The sequence below is a fragment of the Paraburkholderia sp. BCC1876 genome, assembly GCF_902833695.1.
Classification (GTDB): Bacteria; Pseudomonadota; Gammaproteobacteria; order Burkholderiales; family Burkholderiaceae; genus Paraburkholderia.
Genome location: NZ_CADFGI010000009.1, coordinates 231,232 through 255,872, shown reverse-complemented (window position 1 = coordinate 255,872; position 24,641 = coordinate 231,232). Strand labels below are relative to the sequence as shown.

Annotated in this window: 23 protein-coding genes; 9 read left to right on the top strand and 14 right to left on the bottom strand. The window is 65.0% G+C overall.

Going from position 1 to position 24,641, the window contains the following annotated elements:
- Positions 1 to 4 precede the first annotated feature (4 nt).
- The 13 genes from HWY05_RS28690 to HWY05_RS28630 all read right to left on the bottom strand — a co-directional run bounded on the left by HWY05_RS28690 (position 5) and on the right by HWY05_RS28630 (position 15,081).
- A complete protein-coding gene (locus HWY05_RS28690) occupies positions 5 to 2,494 on the bottom strand; it encodes an FtsX-like permease family protein (RefSeq protein WP_244146726.1) in 2,490 nt (829 codons plus the stop codon).
- 89 nt (positions 2,495 to 2,583) lie between these two features.
- On the bottom strand, positions 2,584 to 3,195 hold the full coding sequence (locus HWY05_RS28685) for a DUF4126 domain-containing protein (RefSeq protein WP_035551846.1): 612 nt from the start codon (positions 3,193 to 3,195) through the stop codon (positions 2,584 to 2,586).
- 278 nt (positions 3,196 to 3,473) lie between these two features.
- Positions 3,474 to 3,794, bottom strand: coding sequence for a quaternary ammonium compound efflux SMR transporter SugE (gene sugE / locus HWY05_RS28680; RefSeq protein WP_105511605.1), 321 nt, complete (start codon positions 3,792 to 3,794; stop codon positions 3,474 to 3,476).
- A gap of 202 nt (positions 3,795 to 3,996) precedes the next feature.
- Positions 3,997 to 4,695, bottom strand: a complete 699-nt coding sequence (gene kdpE, locus HWY05_RS28675) for a two-component system response regulator KdpE (protein WP_035551861.1) — start codon at positions 4,693 to 4,695, stop codon at positions 3,997 to 3,999.
- Positions 4,688 to 7,546, bottom strand: a complete 2,859-nt coding sequence (locus tag HWY05_RS28670) for a DUF4118 domain-containing protein (protein WP_176060451.1) — start codon at positions 7,544 to 7,546, stop codon at positions 4,688 to 4,690. The genes kdpE and HWY05_RS28670 overlap by 8 nt, the downstream gene beginning before the upstream one ends.
- A gap of 182 nt (positions 7,547 to 7,728) precedes the next feature.
- Positions 7,729 to 8,307: a potassium-transporting ATPase subunit KdpC gene (kdpC, locus tag HWY05_RS28665; protein ID WP_176060450.1), complete on the bottom strand. Its 579-nt coding sequence runs from the start codon at positions 8,305 to 8,307 to the stop codon at positions 7,729 to 7,731.
- A gap of 31 nt (positions 8,308 to 8,338) precedes the next feature.
- On the bottom strand, positions 8,339 to 10,423 hold the full coding sequence (kdpB, locus tag HWY05_RS28660) for a potassium-transporting ATPase subunit KdpB (protein ID WP_035551865.1): 2,085 nt from the start codon (positions 10,421 to 10,423) through the stop codon (positions 8,339 to 8,341).
- 64 nt (positions 10,424 to 10,487) lie between these two features.
- Positions 10,488 to 12,293, bottom strand: a complete 1,806-nt coding sequence (kdpA, locus tag HWY05_RS28655; RefSeq protein WP_176060449.1) for a potassium-transporting ATPase subunit KdpA — start codon at positions 12,291 to 12,293, stop codon at positions 10,488 to 10,490.
- A complete protein-coding gene (gene kdpF, locus HWY05_RS28650; RefSeq protein WP_007583461.1) occupies positions 12,290 to 12,382 on the bottom strand; it encodes a K(+)-transporting ATPase subunit F in 93 nt (30 codons plus the stop codon). The genes kdpA and kdpF overlap by 4 nt, the downstream gene beginning before the upstream one ends.
- Positions 12,379 to 12,492, bottom strand: a complete 114-nt coding sequence (locus HWY05_RS28645) for a hypothetical protein (protein WP_028196918.1) — start codon at positions 12,490 to 12,492, stop codon at positions 12,379 to 12,381. Before HWY05_RS28645 ends, kdpF begins: the two co-directional genes overlap by 4 nt.
- Positions 12,493 to 12,763: 271 nt before the next feature.
- On the bottom strand, positions 12,764 to 13,741 hold the full coding sequence (locus HWY05_RS28640; protein ID WP_176060480.1) for a quinone oxidoreductase: 978 nt from the start codon (positions 13,739 to 13,741) through the stop codon (positions 12,764 to 12,766).
- Between the two features lie 62 nt (positions 13,742 to 13,803).
- Complete coding sequence (locus tag HWY05_RS28635; protein WP_035551868.1) at positions 13,804 to 14,193, bottom strand: methylglyoxal synthase; 390 nt, start codon at positions 14,191 to 14,193, stop codon at positions 13,804 to 13,806.
- A 108-nt stretch (positions 14,194 to 14,301) separates the two neighbouring features.
- The gene (locus HWY05_RS28630; protein WP_035551869.1) at positions 14,302 to 15,081 is read right to left on the bottom strand and encodes an SDR family oxidoreductase; all 780 of its coding nucleotides are present in this window, start codon (positions 15,079 to 15,081) and stop codon (positions 14,302 to 14,304) included.
- 223 nt (positions 15,082 to 15,304) lie between these two features.
- Here HWY05_RS28630 and upp point away from each other — a divergent pair, with 223 nt between their 5' ends.
- The 9 genes from upp (at position 15,305) to rng (ending at position 23,471) form a co-directional block, all read left to right on the top strand.
- Positions 15,305 to 15,955: a uracil phosphoribosyltransferase gene (upp, locus tag HWY05_RS28625; protein WP_035551870.1), complete on the top strand. Its 651-nt coding sequence runs from the start codon at positions 15,305 to 15,307 to the stop codon at positions 15,953 to 15,955.
- 371 nt (positions 15,956 to 16,326) lie between these two features.
- A complete protein-coding gene (locus tag HWY05_RS28620; RefSeq protein ID WP_035551871.1) occupies positions 16,327 to 17,055 on the top strand; it encodes a YebC/PmpR family DNA-binding transcriptional regulator in 729 nt (242 codons plus the stop codon).
- Positions 17,056 to 17,155: 100 nt separating this feature from the next.
- The gene (gene purD, locus HWY05_RS28615; RefSeq protein ID WP_035551874.1) at positions 17,156 to 18,454 is read left to right on the top strand and encodes a phosphoribosylamine--glycine ligase; all 1,299 of its coding nucleotides are present in this window, start codon (positions 17,156 to 17,158) and stop codon (positions 18,452 to 18,454) included.
- 117 nt (positions 18,455 to 18,571) lie between these two features.
- On the top strand, positions 18,572 to 19,495 hold the full coding sequence (hemF, locus tag HWY05_RS28610) for an oxygen-dependent coproporphyrinogen oxidase (protein WP_035551875.1): 924 nt from the start codon (positions 18,572 to 18,574) through the stop codon (positions 19,493 to 19,495).
- Between the two features lie 28 nt (positions 19,496 to 19,523).
- Positions 19,524 to 20,276 (top strand): nicotinate-nucleotide adenylyltransferase, encoded by a 753-nt coding sequence (locus HWY05_RS28605; protein WP_035551878.1) that lies wholly within the window; start codon positions 19,524 to 19,526, stop codon positions 20,274 to 20,276.
- 4 nt (positions 20,277 to 20,280) lie between these two features.
- Positions 20,281 to 20,736 (top strand): ribosome silencing factor, encoded by a 456-nt coding sequence (gene rsfS / locus HWY05_RS28600; RefSeq protein ID WP_035551881.1) that lies wholly within the window; start codon positions 20,281 to 20,283, stop codon positions 20,734 to 20,736.
- 64 nt (positions 20,737 to 20,800) lie between these two features.
- The gene (rlmH, locus tag HWY05_RS28595; RefSeq protein WP_035551884.1) at positions 20,801 to 21,271 is read left to right on the top strand and encodes a 23S rRNA (pseudouridine(1915)-N(3))-methyltransferase RlmH; all 471 of its coding nucleotides are present in this window, start codon (positions 20,801 to 20,803) and stop codon (positions 21,269 to 21,271) included.
- An 82-nt stretch (positions 21,272 to 21,353) separates the two neighbouring features.
- Entirely contained in the window at positions 21,354 to 21,992 is a 639-nt protein-coding gene (locus tag HWY05_RS28590; protein WP_176060448.1) for a Maf family protein, read from the top strand.
- A 9-nt stretch (positions 21,993 to 22,001) separates the two neighbouring features.
- Positions 22,002 to 23,471, top strand: a complete 1,470-nt coding sequence (gene rng / locus HWY05_RS28585; RefSeq protein ID WP_035551889.1) for a ribonuclease G — start codon at positions 22,002 to 22,004, stop codon at positions 23,469 to 23,471.
- A gap of 33 nt (positions 23,472 to 23,504) precedes the next feature.
- Here the strand turns inward: rng and HWY05_RS28580 are convergent, their stop codons facing one another.
- The gene (locus tag HWY05_RS28580) at positions 23,505 to 24,530 is read right to left on the bottom strand and encodes an SGNH/GDSL hydrolase family protein (protein ID WP_176060447.1); all 1,026 of its coding nucleotides are present in this window, start codon (positions 24,528 to 24,530) and stop codon (positions 23,505 to 23,507) included.
- Between the last annotated feature and the right edge of the window lie 111 nt (positions 24,531 to 24,641).

The following is a 24,641-nucleotide window of genomic DNA, read 5'->3' as shown; positions in this document are numbered from 1 at the left end:
AAAATCACGCGTCGCGCAGCGATTGCAACGCAGGCCGCGCCAACACATGCCGCAAGCTCAACCAGCCGCCGAGCCCGGCGCACGCGATACCCGCCGCGATGCCCGCCGGCAGCACCCAGGGATCGAAGCTCAGATAAAACTCGAACACGCGCGTGGCCAGAACATAGCCGATGATCTGCGCGCCGATCGCCGCCATCAATCCGGCCAGCGCGCCCACCGCGACGAACTCGGCGATCTGCACCGCGCGCACCTGGCGATGCGACGCCCCCAGCGCGCGCAGCAGCGCGGATTCTCGCATACGCTCGTCGCGCGTACCGGCCAGCGCCGCGTACAGCACCAGCACGCCCGCCGCGAGCGTGAACGCGAACAGGAATTGCACTGCGCCGATCACCTGCTCCAGCACCCGCTGCACCTGCGCGAGGATCGGCCCGGTGTCGATCGCGGTGAGGTTCGGATAGGCGGCGATCAGGCCGTCGATCGTCGCCTGCCTGTTCTGCGGCAGATGGAAGCTCGTGATGAACGTCGCGGGGAAATCCTTCAATGCCGCCGGCGGCATCAGCACGAAAAAGTTGACCTTGAACGAACCCCAGTCGAGCTTGCGCACGCTCGTCACTGGCGCCTCGACCTGCATGCCGGTCACGTCGAAGCGCAACGTGTCGCCGGGTTTGACGTTGATCAGCTTGGCAAGTCCCTGCTCGATCGAAATCTGCGGCGCCGTCGCGTTGCCGTACCACTTGCCGGCGGTGAGCACGTTGTCGTCGGGCAGGTCGGACGTGTACGACAGATTGAATTCGCGGTCCACGAGACGCTTGGCGTCGTCGCCCTTGAACGAATCCGGATTGACCGGCTTGCCGTTGATCGCGATCAGCCGGCCGCGCACCATTGGCGATAACTCCGCGTCGGTCACGCCGTGCGCGCTCAGATACTGCGTCACGACGTCGCGCTGATCGGGCTGAATGTCGATGATGAATTCGTTCGGCGCATCGGGCGGCGTCGATTTGCGCCAGCCGGCCACGAGGTCGTTGCGCGTCATCGCGATCAGCAGCAGGCACATCAGGCCGATGCCGAGCGCGGTGATCTGCAGCGCGCTCGCGCCGCTGCGCCGTTCCAGCGACGCCAGCGCATAGCGCCAGCCGATCCCCGCATTGACGCGCTCGCTGCGCACGAGCCGCGCCGCGCCCCACAGCGCAACTCGCGCGATGCACGCGAACACCAGCATGCCGCCCGCGAAACCACCCGCGACGATGCCGCCGAGCTTCAGCTCACCCGCCGCGATGATCAGCAATCCAGCGAACAGCGCGATGCCGAGCGCGTAGGCTGCCCATGCGGTGCGCCCCGCTTCGCCCCATTCTCGGCGCAGCACGCGCACCGGCGGCACGCGCGTGAGCGGCAGCAGCGGCGGCAACGCGAAACCGAGCAACAGCACGAGACCGGCGGCGATGCCTTCGAGCATCGGCCAGATCGTCGGATACGGCAGCACCACGTCGATCAGCGTGCCGAGCCACGTCAGCAACGCCAGGTGACCGAGATAACCGAGCACCACGCCGACCAGACCACCCACCAGACCCAACCCGGTGAACTCCAGGATGAACAGCGCGCGCAGCGTCGACTGACTGACGCCGAGGCAGCGCATCGACGCGCAGCCGTCCAGATGCCGGCGCATGTAGCGATGCGCGGCCATGGCGATCGCCACGGCCGCCAGCAGCGCCGTGAGCAGCGACACCAGCGTGAGGAAATGACTCGCGCGGTCGAGCGTCTGACGCACTTGCGGCTGGCCGTCCTGCAACGATTCGAGCGCGACGCCGCGCATCTTGCCGCCGTCCACCCGCTCATGCGCGAACTGCGCGAAATTCGCCACTGATGCATCGGCCCCCGCCACCAGCAGCCGGTACGTCACGCGGCTGCCGTAGGCGATCAGGCCGGTCGACGGCACATCGTCGGCGCGCAGCATCAGGCGTGGCGAAAAATTGACGAAGGCGAAGCCGCGGTCGAGTTCGCGCGTGATCACCGCGCCGATCGTGAAATCGCGGCTGCCGACCTTGACCTTATCGCCGACGTGCAACTTCAACGCATCGAGCAGCGCCTGGTCGACCCACACGGTGCCGGGCGCCGGAATCGAGCGCGTGGCATGGTCGGGCGCGCTGGGCGCCGGGGCAATCCGCAATTCACCGCGCAGCGGATAACCGACCGACACCGCCTTGACGGCGGCGAGCCGCGAGACCGGCTGGGCGCCGGTCGAATTGACCATACTGGGAAAGATCGCCGTGGTGGCGGTGTTCAGTCCAAGCGCTTGGGCTTGCTGACTGAATTGCGGATCGACCGGATGATCGGCCCGCACGATGAAATCGGCGGCGATCATGCGCCGCGCGTCGCGCTCGAGCCCCAGGTGCAACCGGTCGGCCAGAATGCCGACGCTGGACAGCGCCGCGACGGCCAGCACCAGCGCCAGCAGCAGCATGGTCAGCTCGCCTGCCCGCCAGTCGCGCGCGGTCATGCGAAGCGCCTGACGCAACACCTCCATGCCGCTCAGCCCGCCCGCTTTTACCGCGGCGGCGCGCGCCGTCGAACCCCGTACCGTTTCACTCAATCGTGCCTGCTCCTGGCAAAGCGCGACACCATATGCGTCGCCATCCCGCGAAAGCCGCCCTGCACGCCGCGCCAAAGCCGCGGCAAGGCCCAGCCGGCCAGCATCAGGAAGCCGACCATCAGCACCAGAAACGCCACCGGTACGAACAGCGCGAGCAGCATGCCGCCGAACACGAGACCGTCTTCCGCGGTCGACGTGACCACGTTCGACACCGGTTCCGGCGACAGATTGATCAGCGCGCGCGTACCGGCTTTAGCCAGATGCGCGGTGCCCGCCAGCGTACCGCCCGCGAGCGCGGCAACTGTCAGCAGCGCCGGATCGGCATGGCCGAGCGCGCCGGCGGCCAGCACAGCGCCGGCCGGAATGCGGATGAAGGTGTGGATCGCGTCCCACAGCGAATCGAACGCGGGGATCTTGTCGGCGAGAAATTCGGTGACGGTCAGCACGCCGGCCACGCCGATTACCCACGGCGACGACAGCGCGGACAGCGTATCGGGAAGATGGATCAGGCCGAGCCGGGCGAATACGCCGGCCAGCAGGACCGTCAGATAGAGGCGCAGACCGCTGCCCCATGAGAGGCCCGCAGCGAGCGAAAGTGATTCAAGCATGGCCGCCTCCGGGCGCGCTGTGCGTGCCGGGCGCTTCGACGGTAAAAGCAGGCGGAGCCACCGCACCGAAGTCGTCAGACCCGCGCCAAGCCGGCCGCGCCAAATAGGCCGCGGGCAATGTCAGGTTGGATTCGATCTCATTATAGCCACGTTAATTCGCAGAACGCAGAGACGTGAACAATTGGCGAATTCTAACGGGCCGTGTGGCGGGTGGATCGACGCATTTTCCGCGCTTTTTGAGGCGAATCGTAAGGTTTTCGGGACACCTGAGCGGCGCCTCAATGCCCCGACGACAGTTTCAACCCGATCAGCCCGATCACGATCAATGCCGCGCTGGCCACCCGCGCCACCGTCAACGCTTCGCCCATCATCACGATGCCGAAGATGAACGCGCCGACCGCGCCGATCCCCGTCCACACGGCGTAGGCGGTGCCGAGCGGGAGCTGGCGCATCGCCATGGCGAGCAGCACGAAGCTGCCGAGGGCGGTCACGATCGTGAACACGGACGGCCCCAGGCGGGTGAAACCTTCGGAGGTTTTGAGACCGGCGGCCCAAGCCACTTCGAGCAAACCGGCGATCAACAGAAGAAACCAGGACATGAGACAACTCCATGGTCAGATGGGGCCGTCCCCGTTTGTAGCGGATGCGTAAGGTCGTCCTTACGATGTGTAATTATATCAAAATAGCCCGCGAGCCGCTCCCGGCCCGCCAGCAGCGGCTCCGCGCGCGGTTCGCGGCCTCGTTCGCGGCCTCGTTCGGGGCATGGTTCGGGGCATGGTTCGGGGCCTCGTCGACCTGCCGTCAAACCGCTCCGACCAAACGGTAACCCACCCCCGTTTCCGTGACGATATGCTCCGGCTGCGCCGGGTCGCGCTCCAGCTTGCCGCGCAAATGCGCCATGTAGATGCGCAGATAGTGATGGCTTTCGACATGCGACGGCCCCCACACATCGCGCAGCAGTTGCCGGTGCGTCAGCACGCGGCCGGCATGGCGCACCAGCGTGGCGAGCAGCCGGTATTCGATCGGCGTCAGATGGATCGCCGCGCCGTCGCGGGTGACCTGGCGCAAGGCCAGATCGATGGTCACCGCGCCGAAGCTCACCTGCGGCGATTCGTTCGCGCCGCCATGATTGCGCCGCCGCATATGGGCGCGAATCCTCGCCAGCAGTTCCGACACGCCGAACGGTTTGGTGAGGTAGTCGTCCGCGCCGGCATCGAGCGCGGCGACCTTCTCGCTCTCCTGGGTGCGCGCCGACAGCACGATCACCGGCAGCTCGCTCCAGCCGCGCAATTCGCGGATCACGTCGAGGCCGTCGGTATCCGGCAGGCCGAGATCGACGATCACCAGATCCGGCTTGCGGGTGGCCGCTTCGACCAGGCCCTGCTTGCCGGTTTCGGCGTCGTGCACGACGATGCCCTCGCCTTCCAGCGCCGTGCGCACGAAGCGGCGAATCTGTTTTTCGTCTTCGATCAGAACGACGGTGATGCTCGGGTCACTCATGGGTAGGCTTGGCCAACGGGAGGTTAAGTGATGAATCGCCGGCGTGACCGGCGAACTCGCCATGCGTCGGAGCATCCAGCTCTTCGTCTTCCAGCACGTCCGGCGCGTCGGGCGGCGTTTCCACCGGCAGCGTAAACCAGAAGCGCGCGCCTTCGACGCGGCCGTCCGCAGCCACCCGGTTGAGCGCGCCGATTGTACCGCCGTGCGCTTCGACGATCGCGCGGCAGATCGCAAGGCCGAGACCGATGCCCGGCTTGGCCGATTCCTTCTCGCCGCGCGTGAATTTCTCGAACACGCGCGCTTCCATGCCGGCGGGTAGTCCGGGGCCGTTATCGTCGACGCAAACGCGCACGAACGACTTGCCGTCCGCGTCGAGCCGTTGCGCGCCAATGGTCAGCGGCGTGTCCGGCGCGGTGTATTTGGCCGCGTTCTCGAACAGGTTCGAGAAGAGCCGCTCCATCAGCACCGCGTCGAGATGCAGCAGCGGCAAATCGCCCGGCAGTTTGACCTGCACCGGGTGTTTCGCCAGCACGCGTTTGCACGCGCGCAACGCGGCGCCGACGGTTTCTTCGAGTAGCGTCCACTGCTGATTGAGTTGCAGACTGCCCGCCTGCAACCGCGCCATATCGAGCAGATTCGTAACGATGCCGGTCATGCGCAACGCTTCCTCGTGAATCGCTTCGACGAGATCGTCGCCGGGTTGCGCTTGCGCATGGGCTTCACGCGACTGCGCCAGCATCGACGAAAACCCGACGATGGTCGTCAACGGCGTGCGAAGATCGTGCGAGATCGCGGACAACAGCGAATTGCGCAGGCGCTCCGATTCCATGTTGACGAGCGCGTCGCGCGCAATGTCGACGTAGTGCACCCGCTCCAGCGCGAGCGCGATCTGCGCGGCGAACGCGTCGAGCATGCGTTGCTGCTCGGGCACGTCGAGCTCGCGTTCGTCGCGCATCACGACCGCGAGCACGCCGCGCGTACGCATCGGCGCCTTCAGCGGCAAATACAAAGCGGCGGCGGCCGGCAGCGTGTCGGTGCCGTGGCCGGCCGGCTTCTGCTGATCGTAGACCCACTGGCCGACGTCGATATCGAGCAGTTCGCCTTCGAGCGTGACAGCCGCGTCCGGGTCCTCGATTTTCTGCTTCACCTGATCGACGCTATCCGGCAACAACATCGCCACGCGCGCGCCGAACACCTCGCTGACGTGACGACTGCCGATCTCGACGATCTGCTCGGTGGTCAGCGCGGCGGCCAGCTCGCGCGCCATCGCATACATTGCGCCGGTGCGTTGCTCGCGACGCCGCGCGACGCTCGCCTCGCGGCGCAGGCTCGACGTCAGATGGCTGATCACGAGCGAGGTCAGCAGCATGCCGAAGAAGGTCAGCAAGTACTGCGTATCCGACACCGACAGCGACATGCGCGGCGGCACGAAGAAGAAATCGAACGCGGCCACACTCAGGAACGACAGCACCACGCCGGGGCCGCGCCCGAGTTTCACCGCGGTGAAGATCACGCCGAGCAGATACAGCATGACCAGGTTGGTCAGATCGATGTGATCGATCAACTGACTCGACAGCAGCGTGATAGCCGTGCAGATCGCCAGCGCGATGCCGTACGCGCGCGGCGGCGAACGGCGTTCGCGCGCCGCGCTCAACGCATCGCGCCACGCGTTCGCGGTGGTGTTCAGCAAATGCCGATGCTCGCCGCCGTCCCGATCGGACGACGCGCGAATCAGCGTGAGATCGAGTTCGCCGGTCTGTTCGGCTAGGCGCTCGCCAAGTGGACGGCGCAACCAGCGCTGCAGGCCGGTACGCGCCGATGCGCCCGCCACCAGCTTCGATACGTTGCGGGCCTGCGCATAGCTGACCAGCGCGGCCACTGCATCGGTGCCCGCGAGCGTCGCGGTTTCCGCGCCGAGTTCGGCGGCCAGCTTCAGCGCATTGAGCGTGCGTTCACGGCGCGCGTCGGGCAGGCGTTGCAGCGCGGGCGTCTCCACATACACGGCGAGCCAGTCGGCCTTCAGGCTGGCGGCGAGGCGCGCTGCCGCGCGCACCAGCATCGGCGCTTCCGGGCCCGGGCCGACGCACACCAGCAAGCGCTCGCGCGCCTGCCAGATGCGCTGGATCGAACGGTCGGCACGATACTCGCGCATCTGCGCATCCACGCGATCGGCGGTACGGCGCAGCGCCAGTTCACGCAGCGCGATCAGGTTGCCCTTGCGGAAGAAATTGCGCACCGCGCGCTCGGCCTGCTGCGGCAAATACACTTTGCCGTCACGCATGCGGTCGAGCAGTTCCTCGGCCGGCAAGTCGACCAGCGTGACTTCGTCGGCGCGATCGAACACGCGGTCCGGCACCGTCTCCCACACGCGAATCCCGGTGATCTGGCCGACCACGTCGTTCAGACTTTCGAGGTGCTGCACGTTGACCGTGGTGTAGACGTCGATGCCCGCGTCGAGCAGTTCGTAGACGTCCTGCCAGCGCTTCAGATGCCGCGCGCCCTGCACGTTCGAATGCGCGAGTTCGTCGACGAGGATCAGCGTCGGCTTGCGCGCGAGCGCGGCGTCGAGATCGAACTCGCCGAGCTTACGGCCGCGATACTCGATCTGCTGCAGCGGCAGTACGTCGAGCCCGTCGAGCAGCGCAGCGGTTTCGCTGCGGCCATGCGTTTCGGCGATGCCGACCACCACGTCCGCGCCTTCGTCGTAACGGCGCCGCGCGGCCTGCAACATTGCGTAGGTCTTGCCCACACCCGCCGACGCGCCGAAGAAAATCTTCAGCCGGCCACGCTGACGTTTCTCTTCGTCGCGTTGCAGTTTGTCGAGCAATTCATCAGGATCGGGGCGGTTCATGCTCAATGGTTTTCATAGTTGGACGAGCGACGGTGTGTGCATGGTGGCACGCCGGCGGCCGGCCCGCAAATAGGGGTGCATTGCCGTGTAGTGCCTGCGGGTCATCACCGTTGTCGCGCTCCGTCAAAAAGGCAAAGGCGGCGTCGTGCGGACGCCGCCTTTGCGAAGCACCGCACGTGCTATCAACCGTGCTTCATCTCGTCCAGCGCCAGATTCAATTGCAGCACGTTGACACGCGCCTCGCCGAGGACGCCGAACTGACGGCCGCTCGTATAACGGTCCACCAGCGCCTGCACGTCGTTGACCGCGAGCTTGCGCGCGTTGGCGACGCGTTCGATCTGATACGCAGCCGCCGCCGGGCTGATCTCCGGATCGAGACCGCTGCCTGACGAGGTCACCAGATCCACCGGCACCGGCTTCGACATATCGGTGCCGGCGGCCTTCAACGCGTCGATGCGACCTTTGATTTCGTCGAGCAGCGCCGGGTTGGTCGGCCCGAGATTCGAACCGCTCGAACCCGTCGCGTTATACGGCATCGGGCTGGTGGCCGACAGACGGCCCCAGAAATACTGCGGCGCATCGAACTGCTGGCCGATCAGCTTCGAGCCGACCACCTTGCCGTTCTGTTCGATCAGGCTGCCGTTGGCCTGATCGTGGAAAGCCGCCTGGCCGACCACGGTCATCACGGCGGGATAAGCGAGTCCGGTGACGGCGGTCAGCACCGCGAAGATCACGATTAACGGACGGAACAGATTTTTCATGATGTTTAATCTCTCTTGAGCTTTAGCGTTCTCAAACCCAGCCGAACGCGGCCAGCACCATATCGATCAGCTTGATGCCGATGAACGGCACGATGATCCCGCCCAGACCGTAGACCAGCAGATTGCGGCGCAACAGCACCGCCGCGCCGAGTGCCCGGTAACGCACACCCTTGAGCGCCAGCGGAATCAGCAGCACGATGATCAGCGCGTTGAAAATCACCGCCGACATGATCGCCGAGGCCGGCGTGGCCAGATGCATCACGTTCAGCGCGTTCAACGCCGGATAGGTCGTGGCGAACGCGGCAGGAATGATCGCGAAGTACTTGGCGACGTCGTTGGCGATCGAGAAGGTGGTCAGCGACCCGCGTGTCATCAGCATCTGCTTGCCGATCTCGACGATCTCGATCAGCTTGGTCGGGTTCGAATCGAGGTCGACCATGTTGCCGGCTTCTTTCGCCGCCTGCGTGCCGGTGTTCATCGCCACCGCGACATCGGCCTGCGCGAGCGCCGGGGCGTCGTTGGTGCCGTCGCCGGTCATCGCCACCAGACGGCCTTCGGCCTGGTGCGCGCGGATCGTGGCGAGCTTCGCTTCCGGCGTGGCTTCGGCGAGGAAATCGTCGACGCCCGCTTCCGCGGCAATGGCGGCGGCCGTCAGACGGTTGTCGCCGGTCACCATGATGGTCTTGATGCCCATCTTGCGCAGTTCGGCGAAACGCTCCTTGATGCCGCCCTTCACCACGTCCTTCAACTCGATCACGCCGAGCACGCGCGCGCCCTGCTCGCCCTTTTCGGCGACCACCAGCGGCGTGCTGCCGCGCCGGGCGACTTCGGCCACGGCGTTGCTGACTTCGTTCGGGAAACGGCCACCGTGCGCTTCGACGTAGTTCTTCACCGCGTCGGACGCACCCTTGCGGATTTCACGGCCCGGCAGATCGACGCCGCTCATCCGCGTTTGCGCGGTGAAGGCGAGGAACACGGCCTGCAGCGAAGCCATATCGCGTTGGCGGATGTTGAAGCGTTGCTTGGCCAGCACGACGATGCTGCGGCCTTCCGGCGTTTCATCGGCGAGCGACGACAACTGCGCGGCGTCCGCGAGCGCTTCTTCGGTGAGGCCGGGCGCCGGCACGAATTGCGACGCCTGACGGTTGCCGAGCGTGATCGTGCCGGTCTTGTCGAGCAGCAGCACGTCGACGTCGCCGGCGGCTTCCACCGCGCGGCCCGAGGTGGCGATCACGTTGGCCTGCATCATCCGGCTCATACCGGCCACGCCGATCGCCGACAGCAGCCCGCCGATGGTGGTCGGAATCAGACACACCAGCAGCGCGACCAGCGCGGTGATCGTCACCACGTGGCCGGATTTGGCGGCTTCGACCGAGAACATCGAGAACGGCAGCAGCGTGGCGGTGGCGAGCAGCATCACGATGGTCAGTGCGACCAGCAGAATGGTCAGCGCGATTTCGTTCGGCGTTTTCTGACGCTTGGCGCCTTCCACCATCGCGATCATGCGGTCGAGGAACGCCTCGCCCGGATTCGCCGTGACGCGCACGACGATCCAGTCGGACAGCACACGCGTGCCGCCCGTCACCGACGAAAAATCGCCGCCCGACTCGCGGATCACCGGCGCGGATTCACCGGTAATCGCCGATTCGTCCACCGACGCGACACCGTCGATCACTTCGCCGTCGGCCGGAATCACGTCGCCGGTTTCGACCAGCACGACATCGCCCTTGCGCAGATCGGAAGCCGTCAGAATGCGGATCGGCGACTTCGGATGCGGCTCGTTGAGCTTCTTGGCCATCACGTCTTTCTTCGCGCTGCGCAGCGACGCGGCCTGGGCCTTGGAACGGCCTTCGGCGAGCGCTTCCGCGAAGTTGGCGAACAGCACCGTGAACCACAGCCACAAGGTGACCGCGAGAATAAAGCCCGCGGGCGCCTCGGCCTGGCCGCCGAGCGCGGCGATCCAGAGAATGGTGGTCAGAATGCTGCCGACGTACACGCAGAACATCACCGGATTACGGAACTGCGTGCGCGGCGTGAGCTTTTTAAAGGAGTCCACGATCGCCGGGCGCAGCAGCGCCGGATCGAACATGGACCTGGTTGCATTATGTTCAGTCATTGAATCCTCGAATTTCCCGTTTGCACCTGTTCAGTCTTGGGTCGCATGTGTCTTGTCGGGCCGCTCAATGCGCGCCCATCATCATCAGATGTTCGACACCAGGACCGAGCGCAAGCGCAGGCACATAAGTCAGCGCACCGACCAGCAACACCGTGCCGAGCAGCAGCACGACGAACAGCGGGCCGTGCGTGGGCAGCGTGCCGCCGGTCACGCCGATACGCTTTTTCGACGCCAGCGAACCGGCAATCGCGAGCACCGGGACGATCGTGCCGAAGCGGCCGAACCACATCGCGATCGCGGTGAGCCAGTTGTAGAACGGCGTGCTCACGGTCAGGCCGGCGAACGCACTGCCGTTGTTATTGGCGGCCGAGCTGAACGCATAGAGGATTTCAGAGAAGCCGTGCGCGCCGGGGTTGGCGATACCCGCCTTGCCCGCGTCGCTCAGCACCGCGATCGACGTGCCCACCAGCACCAGCATTGGCGTGAGCAGCACCACGATCGACACCATCTTCATCTCGTACGCTTCGATCTTCTTGCCGACGTATTCCGGCGTACGGCCGATCATCAGGCCCGCCACGAACACCGCCAGCAGCGCGAACACAAGCATCCCGTACATACCGGAACCGACGCCGCCGAAGATCACTTCGCCGAGTTGCATGAGCAGCATCGGATAGAGGCCGCCGATCGGCGTCAGCGAGTCGTGCGTATTGGCGACGGCGCCGCACGAAGCCGCCGTGGTCGCGACCGTGAAGATGCCCGACTGCGCGATACCGAAGCGCGTTTCCTTGCCTTCCGCGTTACCGCCCGCCTGCAGCGCATTGGCCGACTGATCGACGTGCAACGCGGTGAAGGCCGGATTGCCGCTCTGCTCCGCGCTGATCTCGCCGAACACGCAGACGCCGAACGCGATCGTCATCGCCGCGAGCACGGCCACGCCCTGCTTGCGGTCCGCGATCATGCGACCGAACACCAGCGCCAACGCCGCCGGAATGATCAGGATCGAGAAGATCTGCAGGAAGTTCGAGAACGGCGTCGGGTTTTCATACGGATGCGCCGAGTTGCCGTTGAAGAAGCCGCCACCGTTGGTGCCGAGCATCTTGATCGCTTCCTGCGACGCCACCGGACCCATGGCGAGCGTCTGCGTCTTCACGGGCGTGTCGACCGTCACCGCATTGCCCTTCGCGTCCTTCACCGGATTGCCTTGCGCGTCGAGCTTCGGCGCGGCGTAGGTGGTGGTTTGCAGCGTCGGAACGTCCTCATAGGCCTTGAAGTTCTGGATCACGCCCTGGCTCATCAGCACGGCCGCGATGATCGCCGACATCGGCAGCAGCACGTACAGCGTCACGCGCGTCAGGTCGACCCAGAAATTGCCGATGGTCTGCGCGGTGTGACGCGCGAAGCCGCGAATCAACGCGATCACCACCACGATGCCGGTGGCCGCGGAGAAGAAGTTCTGCACGGTCAGGCCGAGCATCTGCGTCAGATAGCCGACGGTCTGTTCCGGCGTGTAGTCTTGCCAGTTCGTGTTGGTCACGAAGCTGACGGCCGTGTTGAACGCGCCGTCTACCGTCATCGGGCCGAACTGCTGCGGGTTGCCCGGCAGCCACTGTTGCACGCGCAACAACACGTACAGGAACAGCGCGCCCAAGGCATTGAACGCGATCGTGGCGATCGCGTAGTGCTTCCAGCCCATTTCCTTCGACGGATCGACACCCGCGATGCGATACAGCAGACGTTCGAGCGGCCCGCCCAGGCGCACCACGCGCGAGCTGCCGTCCATCACGGCGCTGAGATAGCGGGACATCGGCACCGCGGCGGCCAGCAGCACGACGATGAAGAGGCCCGCCTGCAGGACATTGTTCGAGTTCATTCAATGTCCTCCGCGCGCAACAGCGCATAGACCAGATAAGCAAACAGCAGCGCGGTAGCGGCGCCTGACAACCAGAGAATCCAGTTCATGACCGCGCTCCCTGCCCACGACGAAACTGCATCAACTTCTCGCAGCCGGCAATCAATGCAAAGGTCAGCGCGAAAAACAGCACCAGCCCCCCGACATACAGCACATCCATTTTTGTTCTCCATATCACGGACTTTGGATAGGTGGAACGTTATGCCGAACCGCGTAAAGGCCTGGTCAAAGAGTCCGCTTGAGGTGTAAAAATCGCGTAAACGGACGGCCGTTCCGGCGGTCGTTAATGGCTGGAATAGATGGAATAGAGGGGAGGGGGCAAGGCGGTGACAGCGAGCGGCTCGACTGATTCGAGCGCGGCGGTGAAGCAGAAGGGGCAAGGCGTGGCGGCGGCGCGATCGATCGCACCGCCGCGCGACTATGACGCGTAGTTATTGAGGCAGCAGTACCGTCGACCCGGTCGTCCGGCGCCCTTCCAGCTCGGCGTGCGCCTGACCGACATCCGCCAGTGCGTAGCGCTGATTGATGCTCGTCTTCACCTTGCCCGACACCAGCACGTCGAACAGTTCCGTCGACATCGACTCGTACTCGGCCCGTTTGGCGATATACGTGAACAACGTGGGACGCGTAAAGAACAGCGAACCCCGCCCCGCGAATTCCGACGAATCGATCGGCGGCAACGGTCCCGATGCATTGCCGAAGCTCACGAACATGCCGAGCGGCGCGAGGCAATCGAGCGAGGCCGTAAACGTGTCCTTGCCGATCGAGTCGTACACCACCGGCACACCCGCGCCGTTGGTGATCTCACGCACGCGCCTGGTGAAGTTCTCGCGCGTGTAGACGATCGCGTGGTCGCAGCCGTGCGCCTTGGCGATCTCCGCTTTTTCGTCGGAGCCGACGGTGCCGATCACGGTCGCGCCGAGCGCTTTCGCCCATTGGCACACCAGCAGCCCGACGCCGCCGGCCGCCGCCTGAATCAGGATCGTGTCGCCGGCCTTCACCGGATAGGTACGGCGCAGCAGATACTGCGCGGTCAAGCCTTGCAACATCACCGAAGCCGCCTGCTCGTCGGTCAGCGCGTCCGGCACCTTGACGACTTGCGCCGCCGCCAGCACGCGTTCCTGCGTATAAGCGCCGGGCGGACGCGCCACATAGGCGACGCGATCGCCAGTCTTGAAGCCGGTCACGTCCGTGCCGACCGCGGTCACCTCACCGGCCGCTTCCATGCCGAGACCGCCGGGCAGCGGCAACGGGTAGAGGCCCGTGCGGAAATAGACGTCGATGTAGTTCAGCCCGACCGCCGTCTGCCGGATGCGCAGTTCGCCCGCGCCCGGCTCGCCTACCTCGACGTCGACCCATTTCATCACTTCCGGGCCGCCGGTTTTGTCAAATCGGATTGCTTTGACCATCATGTCTCCTTGATGTGATGTTGCGTGAATGCGGGGCAAGGCCCGCATTCGAAACCGGTGCTTCAGGCCTGCTGCTTCTGGCGCAAGGTCAGCACGTCGAGCACCATGCGCGCCGTCGAAATATTCGTCGCGCACGGAATGTTATGCACGTCGCACGCGCGCACCAGCGCGTTGATGTCCGGTTCGTGCGGCTGCGGCGTCATCGGGTCGCGCAGAAAAATCACCATGTCCACGCGCCCTTCCGCGAGTTGCGCACCGATCTGCAAGTCGCCGCCATGCGGGCCCGACAGCATCCGCTCGACCGTCAGGCCGTGCGTGTCGGCAATCCGACCGCCGGTCGTGCCGGTCGCGACGATCTCGCAACGCCGCAGCGTCTCGACGTATTCGCCGGCCAGTTTGACGATGTCGTCTTTCTTGTGATCGTGCGCGATCAGCGCAATGCGGGTGCTCATGACGTAAGACTCCTGAAACCGTTGTGATTGTCGTTGTTGTAGTGAGGATGAAACCGCGGGCACGCGCTCAGGCACGCGCCCGTTTGAAACTGGATGAACCCGGACCGCTCAGAACGTGCCCGGATAAGCGCCGCCGTCGATCAGCCAGTTCTGGCCGGTGATGTACCCCGCATGCACGCTGCACAGAAACGCGCAGGCGCGGCCGAATTCGTCGCTCGTGCCGAAGCGGCCGGCGGGGATCGTCTTCATGCGCTGCTTGCGCGCGTCGTCGACGGAAATGTTTTGCGCCTTGGCTTGTGCGTCGAACGTGACGGCGATGCGGTCGGTGTCGAACAGGCCCGGCAGCAGGTTGTTGATCGTCACGCCGGTCGGCGCGACCTTGCGCGCGAGTCCGGCGACAAAGCCTGTCAGCCCCGAGCGCGCGCCGTTCGACAGGCCCAGCACGTCGATCGGCGCCTTCACCGCCGAACTGGTGATGTTGACGATCCGCCCGTAGCCGCGTGCGCTCATCGAGTCGATGGTCGCGCGGATCAGCTCGATCGGCGTGAGCATGTTGCTCTCGAGCGCGCGGATCCAGTCCTCGTGCGTGAAGTTGCGGAAGTCGCCCGGCGGCGGGCCGCCCGCGTTATTGACCAGAATGTCCGGCTGCGGACAGGCCGCGAGCGCGGCCGCGCGGCCCTCCGGCGTGGTGATGTCGCAGGCCACCGTCTTCACTTCCACGCCGCTCTGGCGGCGAATTTCCGCGGCGGTCGCTTCGAGCGTTTCCGCGGTGCGAGCGACGATCGTCAGGTTGACGCCCTCGGCGGCGAGCGCTTCGGCGCAACCGCGCCCCAGGCCCTTGCTGGCCGCGCAGACCAGCGCGGTGCGTCCGGCGATTCCCATGTCCATGGTGTGTGTCCTCGTGATGGCCAAGCGTTGCACAGAATCCCCCGATTCTAGAAGAATCGGTGCCGGACTGCGCCGGGTCGCTGCAATCTCCGGTATCGTCGGACGGTACTCTTTCGGTAAACTTGCGCCGTGGCGCGTCCGCCAGCCAGCCTCAGCCAACCTCAGGCCGGCCCGGCGACACGCCGAACCGATCCCTCTAGCCGCCGCTCGTGCCCCCCCCGCCATGACTCAGGACAGCCGTTTCCCCAATCTTTTCATCCTCGATCACCCGCTGATCCAGCACAAGCTGTCGCATATGCGTGACCGGGACACCTCGACTCGCACGTTCCGCGAACTGCTGCGTGAAATCACGCTGCTGATGGGTTACGAAATCACCCGCAATCTGCCCATGACCACGCGCCGCCTGACCACGCCGCTGGTGGAGATCGACGCGCCGGTGATCGCCGGCAAGAAGCTCGCCATCGTGCCGGTGCTGCGGGCCGGTATCGGCATGTCGGACGGTTTGCTGGAACTGGTGCCGTCGGCGCGGGTGGGTCACATCGGCGTGTATCGCGCCGACGACCACCGCCCGGTCGAATATCTGGTGCGCCTGCCGGACCTCGAAGACCGCATCTTCATTCTGTGCGACCCCATGGTCGCGACCGGCTACTCGGCCGTGCACGCGGTAGACGTGCTCAAGCGCCGCAACGTGGCCGGCGAGAACATCATGTTCCTCGCGCTGGTGGCCGCGCCGGAAGGCGTGCAGGTGTTCCAGGACGCGCATCCGGACGTCAAGCTGTACGTCGCGTCGCTCGATTCGCACCTGAACGAGCACGCGTACATCGTGCCGGGTCTCGGCGACGCCGGCGACCGGTTGTTCGGTACGAAGAACTGAGAATTGCATGAAAAAGTGCGGGTTAGCGGGCGTAAAACGCCGCTGCCCCGCACTTTCGTCACCGTTTCCCGCCGCCTCCCCCTCTGCCGCACCCCGCCGCCGTGATAAAATTCGAATCCGCTCAAAGAGCGGCTTAACTGGCGCTATTGCCCGGCGCATCGCGCCTTCACACGGGCGGCGAACCTCGGGCAACCCGCTTTGGGAAGCGGGTCAAGGGCGCCTGGACACGGCCGGGGCTTACCCCGTGCGGTCACACACCAGACGGTTAGACATCGAGGCGCGCCATCGCGATTCCCACGCGCAAGCGCCCGACATCGCAACGACAATTGCACAATGCGTGCGCCCCACTGGCGCGCGCGACGGAGAAAGGTATGGCGGGTCATTCGAAATGGGCCAACATCAAGCATAAGAAAGCAGCGGCTGACGCCAAGCGCGGCAAGGTCTGGACGCGGCTCATCAAGGAAATTCAGGTCGCGGCGCGCATGGGCGGCGGCGACATCGACTCGAACCCGCGTCTGCGGCTCGCCGTCGAAAAGTCGTACGACGCCAACATGCCGAAAGATAACGTCAACCGCGCGATCCAGCGTGGCGTAGGCGGAGTCGACGGCGCAAGCTACGAAGAAATCCGCTACGAAGGCTACGGCATCGGCGGCGCGGCGGTGATCGTCGACACCATGACCGACAACCGTACCCGTACGGTGGCGGACGTGCGTCACGCGTTCTCGAAGAACGGCGGCAACATGGGCACGGACGGCTCGGTGTCGTTCATGTTCGATCACGTCGGCCAGTTCCTGTTCGCGCCCGGCACGGCGGAAGACAAGCTGATGGAAGCCGCGCTCGAAGCCGGCGCCGACGACGTCGTCACGAATGAAGACGGCAGTATCGAAGTGCTGTGCCCGGCGAACGATTTCCCGAAGGTGAAGACCGCGCTCGAAGCCGCGGGCTTCAAGGCCGAACTGGCCGAGGTCACGATGAAACCTCAGACGGAAGTCGAATTCACCGGCGACGACGCGCTGAAAATGCAGAAGCTGCTCGACGCGCTGGAAAATCTGGACGACGTGCAGGAAGTCTATACAAACGCCGCGATCGCCGACGAATGAGCGCGCCACGGCGGCGCGCCGGCATCGCGAACGTTGCGGGTACTCCACGGCTGAGCTGTCCGCGTCAGCCGTTTATGGTTTTTAAGTCTCGGGGATTCACATGAAGTTACTCGTCGTCGGTTCCGGCGGTCGCGAACATGCGCTCGCATGGAAGCTCGCGCAATCGCCGCGGGTTCAGCTCGTCTACGTCGCGCCGGGCAATGGCGGCACCGCACAAGACGAACGTCTGCGCAACGTCGACATCACCGAGCCGGCCGCGCTCGCCGACTTCGTCGAGAAAGAACAGATCGCCTTCACGCTGGTCGGGCCGGAAACGCCGCTGGCGGCCGGTATCGTCAATCTGTTCCGCTCGCGCGGCCTGAAGATTTTCGGGCCGACCAAAGAAGCCGCCCAGCTCGAAAGTTCGAAAGACTTCGCGAAGGCGTTCATGAAGCGTCACGCGATTCCCACGGCCGAATACGAAACCTTCGCCGACGTCGCCGCCGCGCACGCCTATCTGGACACCAGGGGCGCGCCGATCGTGATCAAGGCCGACGGCCTCGCCGCCGGCAAGGGCGTGGTGGTTGCGCTGTCGCTGGAAGAAGCGCACGCCGCGGTCGACATGATGCTGTCGGACAACAAGCTGGGCGATGCCGGCGCGCGCGTCGTGATCGAGGAATTCCTCGCCGGCGAAGAAGCGAGCTTCATCGTGATGGTGGACGGCAAGCATGTGCTGCCGCTCGCCTCGAGCCAGGACCACAAGCGTCTGCTCGACGCCGACCAGGGCCCGAATACCGGCGGCATGGGCGCGTACTCGCCCGCGCCGATCGTCACGCCGCAACTGCATGCGCGCGTGATGCGCGAAATCATTCTGCCCACCGTGCGCGGCATGGAGAAGGAAGGCATCCGCTTCACCGGCTTCCTGTACGCGGGTCTGATGATCGACGCGCAAGGCAACCCGAAAACGCTCGAATTCAACTGCCGGATGGGCGACCCGGAAACGCAGCCGATCATGGCGCGTCTGAAGGGCGACTTTTCGAAGGTGGTCGAGCAGGCAATCGCCGGCACGCTCGACACGGTCGAACTGGAGTGGGACCGCCGTACCGCGCTGGGCGTTGTACTCGCCGCGCACAACTATCCGGACACGCCGCGCAAGGGCGACCGCATCAACGGTATTCCGGCTGAAACGGTGGATTCGGTCACGTTCCACGCCGGCACCACGCTCGCCGACGGCAAGCTGACCACCTCGGGCGGCCGCGTGCTGTGCGTGGTCGGTCTGGCGGATTCGGTGCGCAGCGCGCAGTCGGTCGCGTACGAAACGATCAACCAGATCGCCTTCGACGGCATGCAGTATCGCCGCGACATCGGCTACCGCGCGTTGAACCGCAAGCACGACGCCAGGACCGAAGGCAAGCACTAAGCGGCCACGCCGCTTCCCCGCGTGTGGCGCCGGCGGCGCTACACTGCGGGTCTTCGCGGCGGCGCTTTGCCGTTGAATCCGGCGGCACGACGAGCGCCGCCCTCAGTATCTGCATTCATGACCGATTCGAGCTACGACGCACAAGCCGTGCGCAGCTGGCTGCAAGGCCTGCAATCGCACATCGCGGACACGCTCGGCGCGTTCGACGGCACCACGTTCGCCACGGACGCCTGGCAGCGCGCGCCCGGCGAAAAGCTGCGCGGCGGCGGCTGCACGCGGATTCTCGAAGGCGGCCAGTTCTTCGAGCGGGCCGGCATCGGCTTTTCGGACGTCGCGGGCGACGCGCTGCCGGGTTCGGCGAGCGCGGCGCGTCCGCAACTGGCCGGCCGTGGTTTCGAGGCAATGGGCGTGTCGCTCGTGCTGCACCCGCACAATCCGCACTGCCCGACCGTGCATATGAACGTGCGCCTGCTGATCGCGACCAAGGCCGGCGAAGAGCCGGTGTTCTGGTTCGGCGGCGGCATGGATCTGACGCCGTACTACGGCTACGAAGACGACGCGCAGCATTTTCACCGCACCTGCCGCGATGCGCTGCAGCCTTACGGCGCCGACCTGTACCCGAGTTTCAAGCGCTGGTGCGACGAGTATTTCTTCCTCAAGCACCGCAACGAACCGCGCGGCATCGGCGGGATTTTCTTCGACGATTTTTCGGCGCCGGGCTTCGATCAATCGTTCGCGATGCTCAGGAGCGTTGGCGACGCGTTCCTCGCCGCCTATATGCCGATCGTCGAAAAGCGCCGCAACATTCCGTATGGGCCGGCCGAGCGCGATTTTCAGGCTTACCGGCGTGGACGCTACGTCGAGTTCAATCTGGTCTTCGACCGTGGCACACTGTTCGGGCTGCAGAGCGGCGGACGCACGGAGTCGATCCTGATGTCCATGCCGCCTGTGGTGAACTGGCGTTACAACTGGCAGCCCGAAGCGGGCACGCCGGAAGCGCGTCTTTACAGCGATTTTCTCGTGCCGCGCGACTGGGTGTGACGCGCTTTCCGCCCGCACCGCCCCGCACATGGCCACGACAAAGGACCTTCACCTGAAGCCGAACGCTCACCCTGCTGCCCTGCCGCGCCGGATCGGACTGCTAGGCGGCACTTTCGACCCGATCCACGACGGCCATCTCGCGCTCGCGCGGCGTTTTGCCGAGGTGCTGCAACTGACCGAACTGGTGCTGCTGCCGGCCGGCCAGCCGTGGCAGAAATCGGACGTCTCGCCGGCCGTGCATCGCCTCGCCATGACCCGCGCGGCGGCTGGTGAGCTGGTGCTGCCGCACGCAAGCGTGCGTGTCGCAACCGACGAGATCGATCACGAGGGTCCGACTTATACGCTCGACACGCTGCAACGCTGGCGTGAACGCGAAGGCAAGGATGCATCGATAGCGCTGTTGATGGGCGCGGATCAACTGGTGCATCTCGACACATGGCGCGACTGGCGGCGCCTGTTCGACTTCGCACATATTTGCGCGGCCACCCGGCCCGGTTTCGACCTCGCGTCGATCCCACCGGCGGTCGCTCATGAAATCGACGCGCGCCGTGCCCGCGCCGACGTTCTGCAAGCCACGCCCTGCGGCCACTTGCTGATCGATACGACGCTTGCGTTCAACGTCTCGGCCACCGACATTCGCGCGCATCTGCGCGAACAGGTAAGCCAGCGGCTCGCCCTCGCGGGCGCCGAGCCGCAAGACCAGAGCCAGGCCCGGGCCGCAAGCCATGTCCCCACCGCGGTGTGGGACTATATTCTTCAACATCATCTGTACCACCGGTAACCCCATGGATATTCGTAAACTGCAACGCGTGATCGTCGACGCTCTCGAAGACGTCAAAGCGCAAGACATCAAGGTGTTCAACACCAGCCACCTGACCTCGCTGTTCGATCGCGTGATCGTCGCGAGCGGCACCTCGAACCGCCAGACCAAGGCGCTCGCGTCCAACGTGCGCGATAGCGTCAAGCAAAACGGCGGCGACGTCATCAGCACCGAAGGCGACGACGTCGGCGAATGGGTGCTGGTCGATTGCGGCGACGCGGTCGTCCACATCCTGCAACCGGCGCTGCGCCAGTACTACAACCTCGAGGAAATCTGGGGTGACAAGCCGGTGCGCATCAAGCTGTCCACGCCCGATCCGTTCGGCGGCGCGCGTTCGAGCGAGCCCGACGAAGAGGAAGACGAAGAAGAAGCGCCGGCCGTGAAGAAGCCCGCGCGCAAGACGCCGGTTCGCCGCAAGTAAGCGCAACGGCCGGCCTTGTGCCGGCACGTCGTCAAAGTCTTCGAAGTCTTCGATTCCACCGCTGATGAAACTGCATATCCTCGCCGTCGGCCACAAGATGCCGGACTGGATCGCCACTGGCTTCGACGAGTACGCGAAGCGCATGCCGCCCGAGTTGCGTATCGAGCTGCGCGAGATCAAGCCCGAGCAGCGTTCGTCCGGTCGGCCGGCGGAAAGCGTGATGGCAGCCGAGCGTCAGAAGATCGAAGCCGCGTTGCCGAAGAACGCGCGCATTGTCGCGCTCGACGAGCGCGGCAAGGACTGGACCACCATGCAACTGGCGGGCGCGTTGCCCGACTGGCAGCAGGACGGCCGCGACGTGGCGTTTCTGATCGGCGGCGCGGACGGGCTCGACCCCGATCTGAAAGCGCGCGCCGACATGCTGTTGCGCGTGTCGAGCCTGACCTTGCCGCACGCGATGGTCCGCGTGCTGCTCGCCGAACAGCTTTACCGCGCGTGGACCATCACGCAGAATCACCCCTACCATCGCGTGTGAGCGAACGAGGCTGCTGAAGGAAACGCGTGTTTCGAGCACTTCGTGCGTCTCACGCGCTGTTCCGATTCATCGAGACCTGTTCATGCCCACGTCCGCCGATTCACTGCCTCCGCTGCATCCGTTCGTCTACCTCGCTTCGCAAAGCCCACGCCGCCAGGAGTTGTTGCAACAGCTCGGCGTGCGTTTCGAATTGCTGCTGCCCCGCCCCGATGAAGACGCCGAAGCGCTCGAAGCCGAGTTGCCCGACGAGTCCGCGCGCGACTACGTGCAGCGCGTCTGCGTCGCCAAGGCGCAGGCGGCACGCGCGCGTCTCGAAGCCGGCGGTCACGCCGCGCGACCGATTCTGGTTGCGGATACAACCGTCACGATCGACGGCGCGATTCTCGGCAAGCCGCTCGACGCCGACGACGCCGTCGCGATGCTCACGCGCCTCGCCGGTCGCGACCACGAAGTGTTGACCGCCATCGCCGTGATCGATGCACAGGGCGCGTTGCTGCCCGCCGCGCTGTCGGTGTCGAAGGTGCGTTTTGCTGCACTGCACGCAGACGCAATTCGTCGCTATGCGGCGAGCGGCGAGCCGCTCGGCAAAGCGGGCGCATACGGCGTGCAGGGACGCGCCGCCGAGTTTATCGAACATATCGACGGGTCCTATTCAGGTATCATGGGTTTGCCACTTTTTGAAACCGCTGCGCTCCTGCGCGCAGTGCGCATCGACTTCTAAAACAACACCATGAATGAAGAAATCCTGATCAATGTCACGCCGCAGGAAACGCGCGTCGCGCTAGTCCAGCAAGGCGCCGTCCAGGAACTTCACGTCGAACGAACGCTGTCGCGCGGCCGCGTCGGCAATGTCTATCTCGGCAAGGTCGTCCGTGTGTTGCCGGGCATGCAATCCGCCTTCATCGACATCGGTCTCGAACGCGCCGCGTTTCTGCACGTCGCCGATATCTGGCATCCGCGCATTGCCGGCGAGCCGCAACATCAGGCGCCGCATCAGCCGATCGAAAAGATCGTCTTCGAAGGTCAGACGCTGATGGTGCAGGTCGTGAAGGATCCGATCGGCACCAAGGGCGCGCGGCTCTCCACGCAAGTGAGTATTGCCGGGCGCACGCTCGTGTATCTGCCGCAGGAGCCGCATATCGGCATCTCGCAGAAGATCGAGAGCGAGGCCGAACGTGAAGCGGTGCGCGCGCGTTTAACCGCTGTGCTGCCCGCCGATGAAAAAGGCGGCTACATCGTCCGCACCATCGCCGAAGATGCGACCAGTGAAGAACTCGCCGGCGACGTCTCCTATCTGCGCAAGACGTGGGCAACCATCATCTCGCAAGGTCAGCGCATGCCGCCGACCAGCCTGCTCTATCAGGATCTGAATCTGGCGCAGCGTGTGCTGCGCGATTTCGTCAACGACGACAGCTCGCGCATTCAGGTCGACTCGCGCGAAACGTATCAGATGCTCGCCGACTTCGCCGCGGAGTTCACGCCGGCGGTGTCGTCGAAACTGCATCACTACACCGGCGAGCGGCCGCTCTTTGATCTGTACAACATCGAGGCGGAAATTCAGCGCGCATTGTCGCGCCGCGTGGATCTGAAGTCGGGCGGCTATCTGGTGATCGACCAGACCGAAGCCATGACCACGATCGACGTGAACACCGGCGGCTATGTCGGCGCGCGCAACTTCGACGATACGATCTTCAAGACCAATCTCGAAGCCGCGCATACCATCGCGCGGCAGTTGCGGCTGCGCAATCTCGGCGGCGTGATCATCATCGACTTCATCGACATGGAGAACGTCGAGCATCGCGATCAGGTGCTGGGCGAGTTGAAGAAGGCGTTATCGCGCGATCGCACGCGCGTCACCGTGAATGGTTTCTCGCAGCTTGGGCTGGTGGAAATGACGCGCAAGCGCACGCGCGAATCGTTGGCGCATGTGCTGTGCGAACCGTGTCCGGTTTGCCAGGGCAAGGGGCAGGTCAAGACGCCGCGTACGGTGTGCTACGACGTGCTGCGCGAGATTCTGCGCGAGTCGCGGCAGTTCAATCCGCGCGAGTTTCGCGTGGTGGCATCGCAGCAGGTGATCGATCTGTTCCTCGAGGAAGAGTCGCAGCATCTGGCCATGCTGATCGACTTCATCGGCAAGCCGGTGTCGTTGCAGGTGGAGTCGAATCTGAGTCAGGAGCAGTACGACATTGTGCTGATGTAGGCGGCGCGGCTCGCCGCCCACCGCCCCCGCTCGTTAATGCCCCAACCCGCTCGCCGCGACCTGCTGCTCCACGTACTGCGCGAATAACGCATGCACATGCGTCGTCGGATGCAAGTCGTCGGCGAACATATACGTCTGGTCGGCATTGGCCGCCGAGTACGTGGCCGGCGAGCACAGCAACGACGTGTCATCCGGCGTTTTCGACGGGTCGCAAGCCATCGCGGTGTTCGACACCGTAAAGCCGTAGCTCTGAAAGTTCGCGATGATCCCGTTCAGCCAGGTATAGGCGTCGACCGGGATCACCTTGCCTTGCAGCCCATTGGCTTGCAACGCCGTGGTGAGGTCGCTGTTGAAGAGTTGCGACAACTGGGTCAGGTTGGCCCCGCCGTCAGGCTGGGCGAGCCCTTTGGGCGACAGTCCGATATTCGGCAGGTTGACCACCACCACGTGCGTCGCGCCGTTCCCCACGATCTGCCCAACGACCTGCGCGAGCGCCGCAGCGGCCGTCTGCACGACCGGCGCGGCGGTCGGCAACGTGCCCGCACGCAGCACGTCGTTCGCGCCGGCCCACACGAGCACCAACTGGTTCGCATTGAAGCTCGTGTGAGCGCTCAGATAGCTCCCCACCTGCTGATTGACCGGCATCTCGACGTTGCCGATCACCGCGGTCAGGAAGTCGTACTGGTCGGCCGGCGTCGCCACCGTCGAACCGCCTTCCGCGTACCCCAAGCCACTCTGCGGACTCAGTTCATGCGTGAGGTTGATCGTGAATGCCGCGGTGAGCGTGTTGCCGTAGTACTGCGCGACGTCCTGAGTCCACACCTGTCCGGGATTGGTCGTGAAGCGTCCGCCGCCCACCGCACTCGCGATCGGCGCATACGTCCCGACATCCGAAAGACTGTCGCCAAACGACACCACCTGCAACGTGACGCCACCCGCCGGCGGCGTGGTGGTGCTGCCGCTCGAACTGCCGCCGCCGCTCCCGCCCCCGCATCCGGTCAGAAAGCAAATCGCACTGGTAAAAATTGCAGCGCATAGCGTTTGCTGAAGTCCTTTCATGACGGCTCCCTGCTGATCGGTCGGGCTGAGGCGGGCTTGCGCATGGCGCGGCGTATCGGTTGCCGCACATTGCGCTGACGAGGGTTCGCATCTCTGAGCAAGAAGCATGCG